Here is a 16,453-nt window from a genome sequence, read left to right on the forward strand (position 1 = left end):
GGGGCGCGGGGGGGCGCCGCGCCCCCCCCCGGCCCCGCCCCCGCAGGACGTCAGGCGTGCGCCCAGGACGGGACGGTGACCAGCGCGACCAGCTGCTCACTGCTGAGCGCCGGGGGGAATGCGGTGACCTGGTGGTCGGGCCCGTACGTCCAGATCTTGGCGGTGACCATGGTGCCGTCGGGGAGCAGCGCGCCCGCGATCCGCTCGGTGCCCTGGGTGTCCTTGGTGCCGTCGGGGCCGGGAACAGGGACCTCCTTGACGAAGCGCAGGGTTCCGTCCGGGGTCTGGCTGAAGCTCCCGTCGAACCCGAAGTTGCGGAACCTGGTGGCCGGTTCGACGGGGAAGCCGCGCTGCCAGCCGTGTTCGACGGAGACCACCAGTTGGCTGGTGTGGCCGCCGAGGGAGACCGTTCCGTGCACCCGTCCCGGGGTTTCCTGCGTGCCCGTGCCCGGGTCGAAGGTGGCCCCGGCGGGCAGCGCGGTGTGCAGGGCGGTGAGCATGGCGGGGCCGCCGACGGGTGCGGCGGGCGGCACGGTGGAGGCGGGAAGGACGGTGAAGGCCGGCCGCCAGGCGTCGGAGGTGGCCACGGCCAGCAGTCGTTCCCGGGTGAGTGGCGGTTGCTCGCGGGCCGGGTGGCCCGGGCGGCCGGAGGCGATCTCGGTGGCGCTGACCATCCGGCCGTCGGGGTCGGCGAACGTCACCGTCCAGCTGCGGTCGTCGCCGTCCCAGCGTGGGGCGGTCGCGGTGGTGACCAGGCGCGAGCCGTCCGGGCGGGTGGCGAGCTCGCAGGTGGCGGTCGGCCGGGCGAGGGTGTCGGGGCACTGCAGGGCGGCGGCACCGTCGCCGAGCGGGGTGGGCAGTCGGTCGATGGTCAGCAGTAGCCGGGCCGGACCGTTGCCGTCGTCGTAGTCCAGCCAGGCCATCGGGGTGTGGCCGGGCTGCAGATCGTCGGGCGAGGTGCCCGAGAGGTCGGTGACCCGGCCGTCGGCGGGCATCAGTGAGCTCAGGGTGTCGGACATGAACGTCTGGCCGACGGGCGTGGCGGCCGGTGCGGGGCGTGCCGGGGAGCGGTCGGGCAGCAGGGCCAGCGCGCACCCGGCCGCGGCGACCAGGGCGAGCGCCGAGGCCCCGGCCGCCCGGCGCCGCCGCACCCGGGTGCGGCCGCGGCGTTCGGCGGCCAGCGCGAACAGCTCGGTGGGCGGTTCGGGGGCGTGCGCGGCGGAGGCCCGCAGGGCGCGGGCGAAGTCCTCTTCGGAAGTCATCGGCATTCTCCGGAAACGGTGCGGAGGGAACGTGCGGCGGGAAAGTGCGGAGGGAACGTCAGGGGAGGAGCTCGCCGAACTGCCCGCCTTGGTGGGCGCGCAGACGGCTCCGGGAGAGACGGAAGGAAACGTCAGGGCCGGACGAGCTCGTCGAACTGCTCGCCGAGGCGGCCGCGCAGGCGGCTGAGTGCGCGGGCGGCGCGGGAGCGAACGGCGCTCGGGGTGAGTCGCAGGGCGGTGGCGGTCTCCTCCACACCCAGGTCCTCCCAGTAGCGCAGGATGAGCACCGCCCGGTCCTGCTGCGGCAGTTCGGCGAGTGCCTGGAGCAGGGTCACGCGCAGCGCGGGGTCGGCGGCGGGCATGGCGGGCGTGGCGGATTCGGCGAAGGTGTCGGTGACGTGTTCGCGGCTGCTGCGCCGGCGCCGGTGGCTGAGGAAGGTGTTGACCAGGACGGTGCGGGCGTACCCGGCCGGGTTCGCCATCCGGGAGACCCGTCGCCAGCTGCCGTAGAGCTTGCCGAGTGCCTCCTGCGCGAGGTCCTCGGCGAGGTGGGCGTCGCCGCCGGTCAGCAGGTAGGCGGTGCGCACCAGGTGGCGGCTGCGGGCGGCGGCGAAGTCCCGGAACTCCGGGGGGCCGCCGTCGGCGCCGGTCGTCGTCGTGCTGTCCATGCCCCTCTAACGCGGTGGGACTTCACTCTTGTCGCACTGTCGAACAAACGCTGATCGATCATTTTTCAGCCGAACGGGGTGTCGGAACGGACAGAACGGGTCAAAGTGTGACGATGCCGTGGTGACCACCACCAGCGAGCCCAGTCAGGCCGCCCCGCCCGTCCTCGACCGGCGGCAGCGGAACGTCGTGTTCGGCACCATCGTGCTCGGCATGCTGCTGGCCGCCCTCGACCAGACCATCGTCGGCACCGCGCTGCCCACCATCGTCGCGGACCTCGGCGGCGCCGCGCACATGTCGTGGGTGGTGACGTCCTATCTGCTCGCGGAGACCGTCACCACGGCGCTGGTCGGCAAGTTCGGTGACCTGTTCGGCCGCAAGGTGGTCTTCCAGGTCTCCGCGATCGTCTTCATCACCGGCTCCTTCCTGTGCGGCCTCGCCACCAACATGACGCTGCTGATCGCCTGGCGGGCCGTGCAGGGCGTCGGCGCGGGCGGCCTGATGGTCACTTCGATGGCGCTGATCGCCGATGTCATTCCGCTGCGCGAACGCGGCAAGTACCAGGGCGCGATCGGCGCGGTGTTCGGTGTCGCCACCGTGATCGGCCCGCTGCTGGGCGGGCTGTTCACCGACCATCTGTCCTGGCGCTGGGCGTTCTACGTCAACGTGCCGATCGCCGTCCTGGTGGTGATCGCTGCCGCCCGTTCCATCCCGGTGGTGCGCTCCGCCGCCCGCCCGGTGATCGACTACCTGGGCATCGTGCTGGTCGCGATCGGCGCCAGCGCCCTTATTCTGGCGACCAGTTGGGGCGGCAACGAGTACGCGTGGAGCTCGCCCGTCATCATCGGCCTGTTCGTCGGCGGTGTGGTCGCGCTCGGCCTGTTCTGCTGGGTGGAGACCCGCGCCGCCGAACCCACCCTGCCGATGCGGCTGTTCCGCAACCAGGTGTTCACGGTCTGCTCGGTGCTCAGCTTCATCGTCGGCTTCGCCATGCTCGGCGCGATGACCTTCCTGCCGACCTTCCTGCAGTACGTGGACGGCGACTCGGCGACCGTCTCCGGCGTGCGGACCCTGCCGCTGGTGCTCGGCCTGCTGATCGCGTCCGTCTTCAGCGGCAACACGGTGTCCAAGACCGGCCAGTACCGGATCTTCCCGATCGTCGGCTCGCTGGTGATGGCGCTCGGCCTGTACCTGCTCTCGCTGCTGAACGCCGGCACCAGCGCCTGGCTGGCCAGCCTCTACATGTTCGTGCTCGGTACCGGCATCGGCCTGTGCATGCAGGTGCTCACCATCGCCGTGCAGAACACCGTCGACTACGCCGACCTCGACACCGCCACCTCCGGCGTCACCTTCTTCCGCACCCTCGGCTCCTCGTTCGGCACCGCCGTGTTCGGCACCATCTACACCAACGCGCTGCGGACCAACCTGGCCGACGGCGTCGCCGCGGCCGCCCGGGCCACCGGTGAGAGCCCCGAGCAGCTCGCCGTCCGCGCGCAGAGCCCGCACGGCGTCCAGGGGCTGCCGCCGGCCGCGGCCGAACCGGTCATCGGGGCGTACGCGGACTCGCTGCACACCGTGTTCCTGTGGACGGTGCCGGTGGCGCTGCTCGGCTTCGTGGTCGCGCTCTTCCTCAAGCAGGTCGAACTCCGCGACTCGGCCCGCGCCACCTGCACCGACATGGGCGAGGGCTTCGCGCAGCCCTCCTCCGGCGACTCCGCCAAGCTGCTCGAACTCTCCGTCGCCAAACTCCTCGGCGGCGTCGGACTGGACACCGCCCGGCAACTCGTTCAATCCTCCGGCACCCGGCTCGACATGGCCGGCGCCTGGGCCGTCATGCAGGTCGATCTGTTCACCCGCAGCGTCGGCCACGCCACCCTCAACCTGATCGCCGCCCGCCGCCGGATCCCCCCGGAGGTCCTCCAGCCGGTGTTCGACCGGATGGTCGCCGAAGGGTTCCTGGAGGCCCACGGGGGTTTCTACGCGCACACCGAGGCCGGCGAGCGGGAAGCCGCGACGATCAACCGCGCCTGGTCCCAGTGGCTGTGCCACCGCCTGGAGCAGGACATCGGCCGCCCCCGCAGCGCCGAACTGCGGGCCGCCGCCGACACCATCGCCAAACGCATGATCGCCGAGGACCTTGCCGAAGGGTTTCCGCAGAGCGGCGCGCCAGCCCGTCTCTGACTGCCCGGCCACGGCGATCGGCCGTCGTTTCATGCGAATGTCGGCCCGCTTGTCTTTGTTTCCCAGGTTTCGAGGCGGTTCGGATCATGCCGCCCCATAAACTGACCCCCATGCTCCTGTACGCCCCCGCGATCTTCTTCCTGCTCCTGACCGCCGTCGGCGTACAGCGCGACCGGCGCCGTTTCAGAAACGCCGTGTACCTCGGACTCGCCGTCACCTTCCTTGCCTTCGCCCTGCTCGTCACCCTCGGCAGGACCGGCTCCGTCTTCGTCGAAGTCTTCCTGATCGCGGTCGTCCTCTCTCCCACCGTCGCCACCCTGGTGCTCTCCGGCCTGCTGATCTCCAACGGTTTCAAGATGATCCGCAAGGAAGGCCGACGGCTCGCCAATCTGCTGTCGCTGCTCTGCGGCCTCGGCATCCTGGTGGTCGTCGCCCTGCTGATCGCCGCCAGCCAGGCCGACTCGCAGATCCTCGCGGTGATCGCCCGCACCGTCTTCCTGCTCGCCTGCTACCTGTCCTTCCTCTTCCTCTGCTTCATCGGATACGCCTACCTGTACGGCCGGCTGATCCCGCGTCAGGACGTGGACTACGTCGTCGTCCTCGGCTCCGGACTGCTCGGCGGCACCCGCGTCCCGCCGCTGCTGGCCAGCCGCCTCGAACGCGGCCGCGCCCTGTACGAGCGCCAGGCCGCGAACGGCCGCCCGCCGCTGCTGATCGTCTCCGGCGGCCAGGGCCCCGACGAACAGCTCCCCGAAGCCCACGCGATGGCCGCCTACCTCACCGACCGCGGCTTCCCCGCCGACCGGATCCTCCTGGAGGACCGCTCCCGCACCACCGAGGAGAACCTCCGCTTCTCCCGCGAGCTGATGACCGCCGCCAACCCCGCCTACCGCTGCATCGTGGTCACCAACAACTTCCACGCCTTCCGCGCCGCCCTCCTGGCCCGCCAGGAATCCCTCAACGGCCAGGTCGCGGGCTCCCCGACCGCCGCCTACTTCTGGCCCAGCGCCACCATCCGCGAGTTCGTCGCCGTGCTCGCCACCCACAAGTGGATCAACCTGACGGTCTGCGGGCTGCTCTCCCTGGTCTCCGTCACCGCTTAGCGATCGGAGCACCGGGCGAAGGGTGGTTCGGGGGCAAAGTTATGCTGGGCGCCTTCACCGTTCAGCGCTCGGGGGATGTCGTGCCGCCCAACAACGCCACTGTCCCGGGGCCTCCGGTGCGGCGCCGCCTGCGGATGCTGCTGGGCGCGGCGGCGGGGGTGCTGCTGCTCGGGCTGGTGCCCGCCGTGCGGCACGGGGCGGAGTCGGCGCTCGGGGCGGGCGGGCCGCGGCTGACGGTGGCGACCTGGAACATGTGCGGGGTGAGCGCCTGGGGCTGCGGCGAGTACGGCGGCGGTGAGCAGAAGGCCGGCGTGCTGCGCTCGCTGGCGAAGGAGCACGGGGCCCGGGTGATCCTGGTGCAGGAGGCCTGCCGGGGCGACCTGGACCGGGCCCGGGCCGGGCTCGGCGCCGACTGGCAGCTCGCCTTCCAGCCGTACGAGCAGGCGGACGCGACGGGCGCCCGCACGCCCGTGGACTGCGGCGGCGGACGAGGCGAGGCGGGCATCGGCATCCTGGCGGCCGCCCCGCTCACGGACATCGCGCCGGTCGCCGCACCCCAGCCCGAGCACGGCCTGCGCCGCGGCATCCTGTGCGCCACCGCCACCGCCGCCGCCGCCACGAGCGGTGCGGGCCTGCGGCTGTGCGTCGCGCACCTCTCGCTGCCGCCCGCCGACCGGTCCGACCGCGCTGCCGAGCTCCGCGACGACCAGCTCTCGGCGCTGATCGAGGCGGCCGGGACGGACGGCTCGGTGTTCGGCGGCGACTTCAACTCCTCGCCGCCCGGCCCGCACTACAAGGACGCCTGGATCTGGCCGGCGGCCTACTTCGACACCGTCCAGGAGTGCGCCCAGCGCGCGCCGGACCAGCGCAGCGGCTTCGCGCCCACCCACGAGAACGGGCTCAAGCTGGACTACCTGTTCACCGCGCTGCCCCGGCACGGCTGCTCCCTGGTGGACACCGGCTTCTCCGACCACCGGGCGCAGCTGCTCAGCGTCGCCGCCGCGCTCTGAGGGGGAGCGTCAACCGCCGTACCGCTGCTGCAAGTCGGCGTCGCGGGCGAGCGCACCGGCCACCACGAAGGTGACCTGGCCGGGCGCCGAGACGCGGCCGTCGGGGGCGGTGGCGCGGACCTCGACGGTGTGTCCGCCGCCGCGCCACTCCCAGGCGGGCTGCCAGCTCCACAGGCCGTCCTGGACGGGTGCGGTGCCCAGCGGGTGCTCCCCGATGGCGAGTTCGACCCGGTCGGCGCCGTCCGGGGCGTAACCGGTCAGCCGGACGGCGGGGCCGGGCACGTAGCTCTGGTCGGCGGGGTCGGTGACGACGGGCGCGGGCAGCGGTGGGGCGGGCTCGGTGACGGTGAGGGTGTGCTCGGTGCGGGTGCTCTGCTCGCCGTCGGCGGCGACGCCGAACAGTTTGAGGGTGTACTGGCCGGCTTCCCAGGGGAGGGTGAAGCGGCGTTCCCAGCGGCCCGCGGCGTCGGTCGGCCCGGAGCCCATGTACTTGCCGCTCAGCCAGATGCTGACCCGCGCCGCGCCGGGGGCGTGGCCGCCGATGGCGACGGCGTGCCCGGGGACGGTGGTTCCGGGCGCGGGGAAGTCGACCCGGGGCGGGGGGAAGCGGTCGGTGCCGGCGAGCAGCGCGTCGATCGCGGTGGTGTCCCGGTCGGGTTGTTCGCCGCCGGTGCGGACCTGGCCGAGGCGCGGGGTGATGCCGGCGACGAGCAGGTTGAGCAGTGCCATGACGGACGGCAGGGTGCGCGGGGTGACGGTGTTGTGGCCGGTGATCAGCGGGGAGTCGTTGTACACCAGGTGGAAGCTCGGGTAGTCGCGGAACAGTTCGACGAACGGGGCGAGCTGGCGCGGGTAGTGCTCGTCCTGGGGCGAGGTGACGAGGTAGACGTTGGTGTGCCGGTACGGGGTGGTGGCGACCAGTTCGGGCAGCACCGCGTCGAGGACGGCGACCTTCTCGGGCGTCACCTGCCCCATCATCAGGGCGGCGGTGGCGGGCCGGTGTTCGTACAGGTCGGTGCCGACGAGGAACTGCGGGACGACGGCGATGACGTTGCCGTAGCCGTGCCGCAGCGCGAACTGGAGGGCCGCGGTGCCGCCCTTGGAGCCGCCGAACATGGTGACCTGGTCGGCGGTGAGGCCGAGGGCGTGGACGAACCTGGCGATGAGCGCGGCGACGGCGTGCTCGACGCCGAAGTCCATGTTCCTGCACAGGTAGTAGGTGTTGCCGCCGTCGAACCGGTCGCGGATCCACAGGATGTTGGCGCGGACCTGGTCGAGGACGCCGTTGGAGAAGCCGTAGTCCTGCGGGGCGGAGAAGTTGGCGAACACCACGACGAGGTGCCGGGTGCCGTTGCGGGCGTGGCTGAACCGGTACTCGACGGGGACGGGCCCGCTCGCGTCCCGGCCTTCGACGACGGGGCGGGTGCGGGACTTGTCAGACACGGTGGGGGTCCGTTCCTCTGCGCATGTGCTGCAGGTCGCGGAGCCGGGCGGCGGCTCCGTCGGGGTCGGTGGGGGCGGTGAGGCCGGCGGGCAGCGGCCAGGGGACGCCCTCGAAGGTGTCGTGGACGCCCGGGTCGTGCCGGGGCCCGGCCGCAGGGGCCGGCGCGTCGAGGTCGCCGCCGGCGATCAGCAGCCGGTCGGCCAGCCGGGCGGAGGCGCGGCCGTCGTCGAGGTCGCAGTAGTCGTGCTGGAAGCGCCGGTAGCGCTCGGCGTAGCGGGCCCGCACCCCGTCGGCGTGGCGGATCGCGGTGATCAGCTGGGCGGACTCGGCGAGCAGCGGCCCGGGGGCGCTGGTCTCGAAGTCGAAGTAGAAGCCGCGCAGGGTGTCGCGGTAGTGCTCCAGGTCGTAGGTGAAGAACAGGATGGGCCGGCCGGTGTTGACGAAGTCGAACATCAGTGAGGAGTAGTCGGTGATCATCACATCGGTGATCAGCGACAGGTCGGCCATGTCGGGGTAGTCGGAGACGTCGTGGACGAAGCCGTCGCCCGCGCCGGGGACGGGGTCCACGACGTTGGGGTGGCGGCGGACCAGCAGTACGTGGTCCGCGCCGAGCCGGGCCCGGGCGTCGTCCAGGTCGATCCGGAAGTCGAGCTTGTACCGGCCGGGCGCGTAGTACTGGTCGTCGCGCCAGGTGGGGGCGTACAGGACGACCCGCTTGCCCTCGGGGATGCCGATCCGGCGGCGGATCGCGGCGGCACGGTGCCCGGTGCCCGGGCGGCGCAGCACGTCGTTGCGCGGGTAGCCGCATTCGACGATCTCGCCGGGGAAGCCGAAGGCGCGGCGCAGGATCGGGGTGGAGAAGGTGTTCGGGGAGACCAGCAGGTCCCAGTTCTCGACCTCGGTGGCCAGGCGTTCCAGGTAGCGCTTGTCGGCGAAGTGGACGGCCTCGATGTCGTGGCCGATCTTCTTCAGCGGGGTGCCGTGCCAGGTCTGCACGACGACCTGGCCGGGGCGCTTGCGGAACCAGTCCGGCAGGTGGTTGTTGGCCACGATGTAGCGGCTGGTGGCGAGCGCCTCGTACCACTCGGGCGACCACATGCGCACGGCGCGGGCCGTGTCGGGGACGTCCACCTGGTCGTCCCTGACCACCCACAGGTGCTCCAACGGCACGCGGCGGCGCACCAGTTCCTCGTGGACGGCGCGCGGGCTGTCGGAGTACTGGGTGCCCTTGAAGGCATCGAACAGCACGGCGGGCCGGACGGGCTGCTGGCGGGCGGCGGGGTAGGCCTTGGTGCGCAGCAGCTTCTGCCGGTAGGGGCCGCGGGCGTGGTCGGGCATCGCGGAGTGGACCTGGAGCGAGAGCCGGTCGTAGCTCTCGGCCTGGATCTCGTAGCCGCGCCCGTCGCTCTCCACGGCCTGCGGGAGGCCGGGGATGACGTCCTGCTCCAGCTTGAGCATCAGGTCGGGCAGGCGGTCGGCCGGTGCGGTGCGGGCGGGGTCCTGGCGGCGCAGGTAGAGGTCCCAGCGGCCGGCGGCGAGCGGGACGGTGCCGGCCAGGGTGCGGATCCGGGCGGGGGCGAAGCGGGCCCGGAAGTGCTCGCCGATCAGGTCGAGCGGGACGACGCGTTCGGTGCCCTGGGCGCGCGAGCGCAGCACCAGGTGGACCTGGTGGCGCCGCTCGGCGGGGACCAGGTGCAGGGCGGGGTAGCGGCCGACGAGCTCCAGGGTGCCGTCGTCCTCCCAGGCGTGGCGGGTGACCAGCGGGAGGGTGGCGCGCTCGAACAGCACCAGGTAGCCGGAGCCGTTGCGGTGGACCACGAGTTCGCGGTCGCCCTCGGCGGTCTGCAGGCTGCCGGGGAGGCGGTGGTGGCCGTCGGGGGTGTTCTCGGCCATCACCGGATACATCGTCAGCTTGCGTCCGGCGACGTGGAAGGTGGTCTTCCAGCCGTTGGCGCCGAGGTCCCAGGACTGCGGAACGGCCTGGTCGGCGCCCTCGCCGCGGTGCGCGGGCACCAGGGAGCGCAGCGGGACGCGGACGGTGAAGGTGCACCAGCCCTCACCGCCCGGGGTGAAGTGGACGGGAGCCTGGGTGCGGCCCGCGCCGCCGAGGCTGACCAGGCGCAGCTCGCCGCTCTCGGGGACGCTGGGGCCGAGGTGGACGCCGCGCAGTTCGAGCCGGTCGCCGACGATGCGGTGGCCGGTGATCCGGCAACGGACCACCTCGACGCGGAGCTTGAGCCGGTTCTGCACGAACAGCGGCAGCACCCGGGTGTTCTTGTCGACATACCGGTACGGCGGGTTGGCGGCGCTGCCGACGCTGCCGCGGTCCAGGCCCCGGTAGCGGAACAGGCCGCGGCTGAGCACGCCGGCGGCGACGTCCCAGGTGCCTTCCACCCACTGGCCCTTCTGCTTGAGCCGGTTGGTGTCGAAGCTCGCGCTGAAGCCCGACCAGTCGTAGCAGTAACGGTTCTGGTTGGAGTGCTCGGTGGCCTGCGGGGCGTACACGGTGCGGGTGGGGACCAGCAGCATCCGGTCCTGCTTGGTGTTGCGCAGGGCGAGGGCCTTGACCGACATGTGCCGCTTGTGGACGTTGACGAAGCGGATGTAGGCGCTGCCGGAGAGCTCCAACCGGTCGCCGTCCCAGCGGACTTCGCCGATCGAGCCGTGCAGGGACAGCTCCTTGCCGAGCCGGTACGCCTTGCGGCCGATGCCGACCCGGCGGTCGCCGAGGTGCGGGTACTTGAGGTAGCGGTGGAAGCGGCGCTGGACCGGCATCGGGCCGCCGCGCCGCTCGAACTCGACCACGTCGAGCAGCTCCTGGAGCTTGCGGCGGCGCACCAGCAGCCACTTCACCCGGGCCTCGGCGGGCAGTTCGTCGATCAGGTCCTCGCCGGCCTCGTCGAGGAACTCGTTGGTCCACTGGACGAAGGAGAGCCGGTACTCCTCGTCGCCGTCGGGCAGCGCCTTCAGGTGGAGCATCAGGTCGGAGGTGAGGCAGGCCAGGTCGTACTTGCGCTTGGACTCGGCGAAGCTCTTCGAGCGGTGCTGCCCGAGGAAGCGGCTGACGGACAGCACGGCGGAGACCCGGTCGCGCAGGTTGTCGATCTCGTGGTGGCGCTGGGTGATGGAGGGCGCGGCGTTGCCCTCGCGGCGGCGCCAGTAGTAGACGACGTCGGTGATGGTGTCGACCTTGGCCGCCCGGAAGTGGGCGAACATGTTGACCCAGGAGTCCTCGTACAGGACCCCTTCGGGGAACTCGATGTAGTAGTAGTCCCAGAAGCTGCGCCGGAACAGCTTGTTCCACACCGTGCGGTCGTAGATCAGCTTCTCGAACCTGGTGATGTGGGTGCCGCGCCGGTTGGCCTCCATCGGGCCCTTGTGCAGCGGAGACTGCCACTTCCTGGTGGAGTTCATCATCTGCACGTTGCCGGAGACGAAGTCCGAGCCGGACTCCTCCAGGGTGCGCAGCAGCGTCTCGTAGGCGTGCTCGGGCACCACGTCGTCGCCGTCGGCGAACACCAGGAACTCGGCCTCGGGGTGCAGTGCGCGCAGGCCGGTGTTGCGGGCGTGGCCCGGGCCGTTCGCGTCCTGCCGGATCAGCCGGAACCGCGCGTCCCGGGCGCACATCGCCCGCGCGATCGCGGTGGAGCCGTCGGTCGAGCCGTCGTCCACCAGGATCACCTCGAAGTCGCGGAACGACTGCCGGGCGATGGACTCCAGGCATTCGGCGAGGTACATCTCGACGTCCTGGAACGGGACGACGACGCTCAGCCTCGGTCGGTGGGCACGCACGGGATCCGCTCCTCCGTCAGCCTGCGGTGGCCGGGACGGGCTTGTCCTCGCGCAGCGCCTGCCAGAGCTTCTGCGCGCGGGGCTCGTCGGCGACCACCCGGTTGTGGTCGATCCGGTCGGTGACCACGGGGAGCAGCACGGTCTTCATCCGCTCGGGCTGCAGGCCCTTCATGCTCTGCGCGAAGTCGAGCAGGCCGCTCAGCGAGCCGAGGTCGGTGTCGGTGGTCAGCGCCTTGGTGGCCGCGTTCGCCACCCCGTACGCCTTGGTCGGGCTGGAGAGGGTGCCCTTGCGCTGGAGCTGGGAGAGGACGGAGAGCAGGAACTTCTGCTGCAGGCCGATCCGGCCGAGGTCGCTGCCGTCGCCGATGCCGTGCCGGGTGCGGACGAAGGCGAGCGCCTGGGTGCCGTCCAGGGTGTGGGTGCCGGCGGGCAGGTGCAGGCCGCTGTACTTGTCGTCGATGGCGACGTCGGTGGTGATCTCCACGCCGCCCATCGCGTCCACGAGTTCCTTGAACCCGGCGAAGTCGATCTCGACGTAGTGGGTCATCCGCAGGCCGGTGATGGTCTCGACGGTCTTCACCACGCAGGCCGGACCGGCCGTGGTGTAGACCGAGTTGAACATCACCCGGGGCGCGGCCGGGATCTGCTTGCCGTCGGCGGTGGTGCAGGCCGGCCGGGCCACCATGGTGTCGCGGGGGATGCTGACCACGGTGGCGTTGACGCGGCCCTGCGGTATGTGCACCAGCATCGCCGTGTCCGAGCGGGCGGTGCCGCCCACATCGCCGCCCGCCAGCTCGCCGTTGTCGCCGCTGCGGGAGTCCGAACCGAGTACCAGGATGTCCTGCGCGCCGGTGGGCAGTGCGGCCGGCCGGTCCTCGCCGAGCACCTTGTCGATGTCGACGGTGTCGAGGTTGCCCTCCAGGTGGCGGTACATCCACAGCCCGGTACCGCCGACGGCCAGACCGAGTGCCAGCACCACGCCGCCGCCGATCAGCAGAACCCGCCGACCCCGGCGACGCGGCTTCGGCCGCCGGCCCGGGGCGGCGGCAGCGTCGGTCTTGGGTCCGGCCGACACGCCGTCGGTCTGCGCCATGGATCGAGCATCCTCCCAGTTCACGGGCTACGGTGCGTGCCCGGAGGGGTCATGCTCTCACGGTGTTTTTCATGGCCTGTTGGTTTTTTGATCACAGACCGATACCGACTCTTTGCGTTTCCCTCACATCACGCTCCGTGACTGTGCGCCTTTCTGCTCCTACGGAGGGTGACATTTGATGATGTGGCGTCAAGTGGCCGAGAGACTCCCAAGCTTGACTGAGGGTCGGCTGGCGTCAGGGGCCGGTGTCCGTGGCGACGAAGGTGTACGCGCCGAGTTCGAGGAACAGGGCGTCCGCGAGTTCCGGCACGCCGGTGAGCGGGACGGCGAGTCGCCGTTCCAGCGCTCCGGGATTGTTGGTCACCGGGTTGTAGGCCCGCAGCACGATCCGGGCGTCGCACGGGAGGGGCTGGTCGAACCGGACCACGACCGTGACGGTGCCGGAGTAGTTGGCGGGCAGCAGGATCGAGCGCGTGTACCCCTCGTCGGTACCGGGCGAGTAGACCTGCGCCGTCAGGCTGAACGGGGCCTGCTGGTCGGTGTTGGAGAAGGTCGCGGTGCCGTCCGGCAGGTCGGTGCCGGAGATTCCGAAGACGAACCGGGTCGGGGTGTTGTTCAGGTTGCAGATCGCCAGGTTGGCGAGGACGTAGCTGGTCTGCCGGCACGGGATCACGTCGATGTTGCGCCAGCCGACGTTGGGGTTGTACCTGACCCAGTTCAGGTAGTCGACGAGCGAGCTGAAGGTGGGCAGCGTCGCGGACATCGGGTGGGCGGGGGTGTCCACGGTGGTGATCGTGCAGTAGTGGCCCGGCGGTGTGTCGCTCGGGAAGAGGAACGCGGATCTGCTGACGCAGATCTTCCCGGGCGGGATCTCCCTGGAGCCGCCGCGGACGGTGAACGGCACGCTGGTGCCGCCGCCCTCCGCGGGGATCGGGGTCCAGGCCCGCGGGTCCAGGAGCAGCCCGCCGGGGGCGAAGTAGAGCCTGACGTTGCCCGAGCTGGGGCAACTGGTCCGCAGGTTCTTTCCGCGGACGTAGATGCGGTTGAGCCTGCCCTGCACGATGGGATGGCGAATTCCGAGGTCCGGGCCGTTGTAGCTGGACTCCAGCAGGTCGAAGTCGAGGATGTCGCTGCCGAAGGGGACGATGTCCGGGGACTCCCAGACCGGGTCGGCGGTGGGGGTCTGTCCGAGGTCCTGGAAGTTGTCCCGGACCAGGATGTCGTCCCAGCTGGCGGCTGCGTTCATGGTTCCTCCCGAGAGTCTTCGCGCCGACGGGCATGCGTCGGTCTCGCGCGGGCGGGCAGGCAGTCTTCGGGGTGGCCGGGACGGCGAATGCACCCGTTCGGGGGAACGTCCCGGTGCAGCAAATGTACGTTCCCGAACCATTCGGCCCAATCCATCGGACGAGTGAACGTGCGTCACGCGCGGCTGACGGGTCCGAGGTGCCGTCAGAGGCCGGCCGGCACCATGGCCCCCGGCGCCGCCACGCCCGCCTCGGGCGCTACGGCAGTTCGGGACGCACCAGCGCCCGCGCGAAGGGCTCGCCCGTGCGCCGGGCGTGGGTCATCCGCTCGCGCACCTCGCCGAGGGTGCGCGGGCGGTAACCGGGGCCGCCGCAGCAGCCCTTGTGGAAGCGGATTCCGGCGTTCAGCAGGACCGACAGGGTCCGCCAGGCGGCGGTGTCGCGCCGCCGGGGTGCGGCGAAGGCGGAGCCCACGTGGATCAGCGGCTCGGCGCAGCGCGGGCAGCGGCGGTCGTGCCGCTCGTACAGCTCGCGGTAGGGCTGCTTCCAGGAAGCGCGGCAGGGCAGGCAGACGTAGGAGGTTTTGACGGAGGGCATGGCGGTCAGGGTAGGGCCCGCCGGGCGGCGGGCTCGACCGGATTTCCCGTCAACGGGCGTGCGAGGGAGGAAAGTTACCAGGTGAAGGGGGATACCCCCGCGCCGAGGCGGGTGGCGGTCAGGCACTGGCGCAGGCGGCGGTAGGCGTCTCCGTCGAAGTGGCCGGCCCGGGGGTGCAGGACGGTGGCGGCGGACAGCGCCACCGCGTCGGGGAGGATCGCGGACCAGCCGGCGTTGCCGGACAGGCCGGCGGCGAGGGCGGCGACGGCGGAGTCGCCGGCGCCGGTGGGGTTGCCGGTGACGGGGGAGGCCGGGGCGCAGCGCCACGCGCCGTGGGCGTCCACGGCGAGCAGGCCGTCGGGGCCGAGCGAGGCGAGCACGGACTCGGCGCCGCGGCGGAGCAGGGTGCGGGCGGCGTCGTGCGGGTCGGGCAGGCCGGTGGCGGCGGTGAGTTCGGCGGCGTTCGGCTTGATCGCGGTGGGGCGGGCGGGCAGCGCGGCGAGCAACGCGGGGCCGTCCGCGTCGAGCACCACGGGGATGCCGAAGCCGCGCCCAAGGGTGACGAGTTGGGCGTAGCCGTCGGCGGGGGCGCCGGGCGGGAGGCTGCCGGAGAGGACCAGGACGGCGGCCTGCGGGAGATGGCGTTCGGTCTCGGCGAGCAGGGCGTCCCACTCGGCGGCGGCGAGCACCGGGCCGGGCTCGTTGAACATGGTGGCGTCGGCGGTGTCCACCACGGCCACGGTGCGGCGGGTGTCGCCGGCGACCGGGACGGCGGCGTGGTCGAGCCCGGCGGCGGCGAGTTCGGCGCGCACCGCCTCGCCGGTGGGGCCGCCGAGCGGCAGGACGCAGCGGGCCGGGTGGCCGAGCGCGGTGAGCACCCGGGCCACGTTGACGCCCTTGCCGCCGGCCTGGGTGGCCGTCCCGGTGATCCGGTGGCTGGTATACGGGCGGATGTGGGGGACGGAGTAGGTGACGTCCAACGCCGGATTCGGTGTGACGGTGAGAATCATGAGGGACGCCCCGAGAAGACTTGGCTGACTGAAAGTGCTTGATCATAGCCATGTTCGAGCAGCTTCGAGCATCCCGGCCGGTGAACGTGAAGCGTCACTTGAGCAACCGGGACAGCCGCCGGTCGGCCAGCACCCGTCCGCCGGTCTGGCAGGTCGGGCAGTACTGGAGCGAGGAGTCGGCGAAGTTCACCGAGCGCACCGTGTCCCCGCACACCGGGCAGCGCTCGCCCTCCCGGCCGTGCACCGCCAGACCGGCCCTCTTCTCGGCCTTCAGCCCGCCGGCCGGGGCCGCCCGCAACCGCTCCAGGGCGCGGCCGAGTTCGTGCCCGATGGCGGCGTGCAGCCGGGCCAGCTGTCCGGCGTCCAGGGAGGCCGCCAGCGCGTAGGGGGAGAGCTTGGCGGTGTGCAGGATCTCGTCGGACCAGGCATTGCCGATCCCGGCCAGCACGCTCTGGTCGGTGAGGAAGGTCTTCAGCCGGTGCCGGGCCCCGGCGGCGAGGGCGGCGAGCTGCTCCGGGGTGAGAGTGAGCGCGTCGGGGCCGAGGCGGGCGATGCCGGGAACCTGCCGAGGGTCCGTCACCACGTAGGCCGCGAGCCGCTTGGTGGTGCCCTGCTCGGTGAGGTCGAAGCCGCTGCCGTCGTCCAGCACCAGCCGCAGCGCGAGCGGACCGCGGCGGCTCGGCGGCTTGGCGGGGAAGGACTCGCGCCGGTGCACCCAGCCCGCCCGGGCCAGGTGCACCACCAGGTGCGGGCCGCCGTCGGTGGCCAGGTCGAGGAACTTGCCGTGCCGGGTGACGCCGCTGACGGCCCGTCCGGTGAGCGCCTGTACCGGCGGGTCGAAGGTCTTCAGGGCGGGGATCGACAGCACGTCCACGCGCTCCAGCACGCGTCCGGCGCAGAGGGCGGTCATCCACTCGGCGAGCGCCTGTACTTCGGGGAGTTCGGGCATCCGCCCAGTCTGGCCCGGCCCCCACCGGGCGGGCCACCGGGGCAGTGGTCGATGGGCGGGGCCGCACGCTAAGTTGTCTGAACAAGTGGACGGTCGGGGAGC

The 16,453-nt window shown here is 72.0% G+C and carries 12 protein-coding genes; 3 read left to right on the forward strand and 9 right to left on the reverse strand.

Going from position 1 to position 16,453, the window contains the following annotated elements; genetic code table 11:
• Nucleotides 1-50: 50 nt before the first annotated feature.
• Together ACFV18_RS30335 and ACFV18_RS30340 are read right to left on the reverse strand one after the other, a co-directional pair.
• Entirely contained in the window at nt 51-1,262 is a 1,212-nt protein-coding gene (locus ACFV18_RS30335) for a hypothetical protein (protein ID WP_380488457.1), read from the reverse strand.
• A gap of 131 nt (nt 1,263-1,393) precedes the next feature.
• On the reverse strand, nt 1,394-1,930 hold the full coding sequence (locus ACFV18_RS30340) for a SigE family RNA polymerase sigma factor (protein WP_380488458.1): 537 nt from the start codon (nt 1,928-1,930) through the stop codon (nt 1,394-1,396).
• A gap of 121 nt (nt 1,931-2,051) precedes the next feature.
• On the opposite strand from ACFV18_RS30340, the gene ACFV18_RS30345 reads away from it, so the two are divergent.
• From ACFV18_RS30345 to ACFV18_RS30355, 3 genes are all read left to right on the forward strand, one after another.
• Complete coding sequence (locus ACFV18_RS30345; RefSeq protein WP_380488459.1) at nt 2,052-4,109, forward strand: MDR family MFS transporter; 2,058 nt, start codon at nt 2,052-2,054, stop codon at nt 4,107-4,109.
• A 110-nt stretch (nt 4,110-4,219) separates the two neighbouring features.
• Entirely contained in the window at nt 4,220-5,212 is a 993-nt protein-coding gene (locus tag ACFV18_RS30350) for a YdcF family protein (RefSeq protein WP_380488461.1), read from the forward strand.
• A gap of 41 nt (nt 5,213-5,253) precedes the next feature.
• On the forward strand, nt 5,254-6,222 hold the full coding sequence (locus ACFV18_RS30355) for an endonuclease/exonuclease/phosphatase family protein (protein ID WP_380488462.1): 969 nt from the start codon (nt 5,254-5,256) through the stop codon (nt 6,220-6,222).
• 9 nt (nt 6,223-6,231) lie between these two features.
• Here ACFV18_RS30355 and ACFV18_RS30360 read toward each other — a convergent pair whose 3' ends face one another.
• From ACFV18_RS30360 to ACFV18_RS30390, 7 genes are all read right to left on the reverse strand, one after another.
• Nucleotides 6,232-7,665: a hypothetical protein gene (locus ACFV18_RS30360; protein WP_380488463.1), complete on the reverse strand. Its 1,434-nt coding sequence runs from the start codon at nt 7,663-7,665 to the stop codon at nt 6,232-6,234.
• Nucleotides 7,658-11,458 (reverse strand): CDP-glycerol glycerophosphotransferase family protein, encoded by a 3,801-nt coding sequence (locus ACFV18_RS30365; protein ID WP_380488465.1) that lies wholly within the window; start codon nt 11,456-11,458, stop codon nt 7,658-7,660. Before ACFV18_RS30365 ends, ACFV18_RS30360 begins: the two co-directional genes overlap by 8 nt.
• Before the next feature lie 16 nt (nt 11,459-11,474).
• Nucleotides 11,475-12,551: an LCP family protein gene (locus ACFV18_RS30370; protein WP_380488467.1), complete on the reverse strand. Its 1,077-nt coding sequence runs from the start codon at nt 12,549-12,551 to the stop codon at nt 11,475-11,477.
• 235 nt (nt 12,552-12,786) lie between these two features.
• Nucleotides 12,787-13,797, reverse strand: coding sequence for a hypothetical protein (locus ACFV18_RS30375; protein ID WP_380488469.1), 1,011 nt, complete (start codon nt 13,795-13,797; stop codon nt 12,787-12,789).
• Between the two features lie 256 nt (nt 13,798-14,053).
• Nucleotides 14,054-14,392 (reverse strand): deoxyxylulose-5-phosphate synthase, encoded by a 339-nt coding sequence (locus ACFV18_RS30380; RefSeq protein WP_380488470.1) that lies wholly within the window; start codon nt 14,390-14,392, stop codon nt 14,054-14,056.
• 74 nt (nt 14,393-14,466) lie between these two features.
• Nucleotides 14,467-15,402 carry a 1-phosphofructokinase family hexose kinase gene (locus tag ACFV18_RS30385; protein ID WP_380488472.1) on the reverse strand — a complete coding sequence of 312 codons (936 nt, stop codon included), beginning with the start codon at nt 15,400-15,402 and terminating at the stop codon, nt 14,467-14,469.
• A 94-nt stretch (nt 15,403-15,496) separates the two neighbouring features.
• Nucleotides 15,497-16,351 carry an Fpg/Nei family DNA glycosylase gene (locus ACFV18_RS30390; protein WP_380488473.1) on the reverse strand — a complete coding sequence of 285 codons (855 nt, stop codon included), beginning with the start codon at nt 16,349-16,351 and terminating at the stop codon, nt 15,497-15,499.
• Nucleotides 16,352-16,453: the final 102 nt, after the last annotated feature.

It is taken from the genome of Kitasatospora sp. NPDC059673 (genome assembly GCF_042734215.1).
In the GTDB taxonomy this organism is placed as follows: Bacteria; Actinomycetota; Actinomycetes; order Streptomycetales; family Streptomycetaceae; genus Kitasatospora.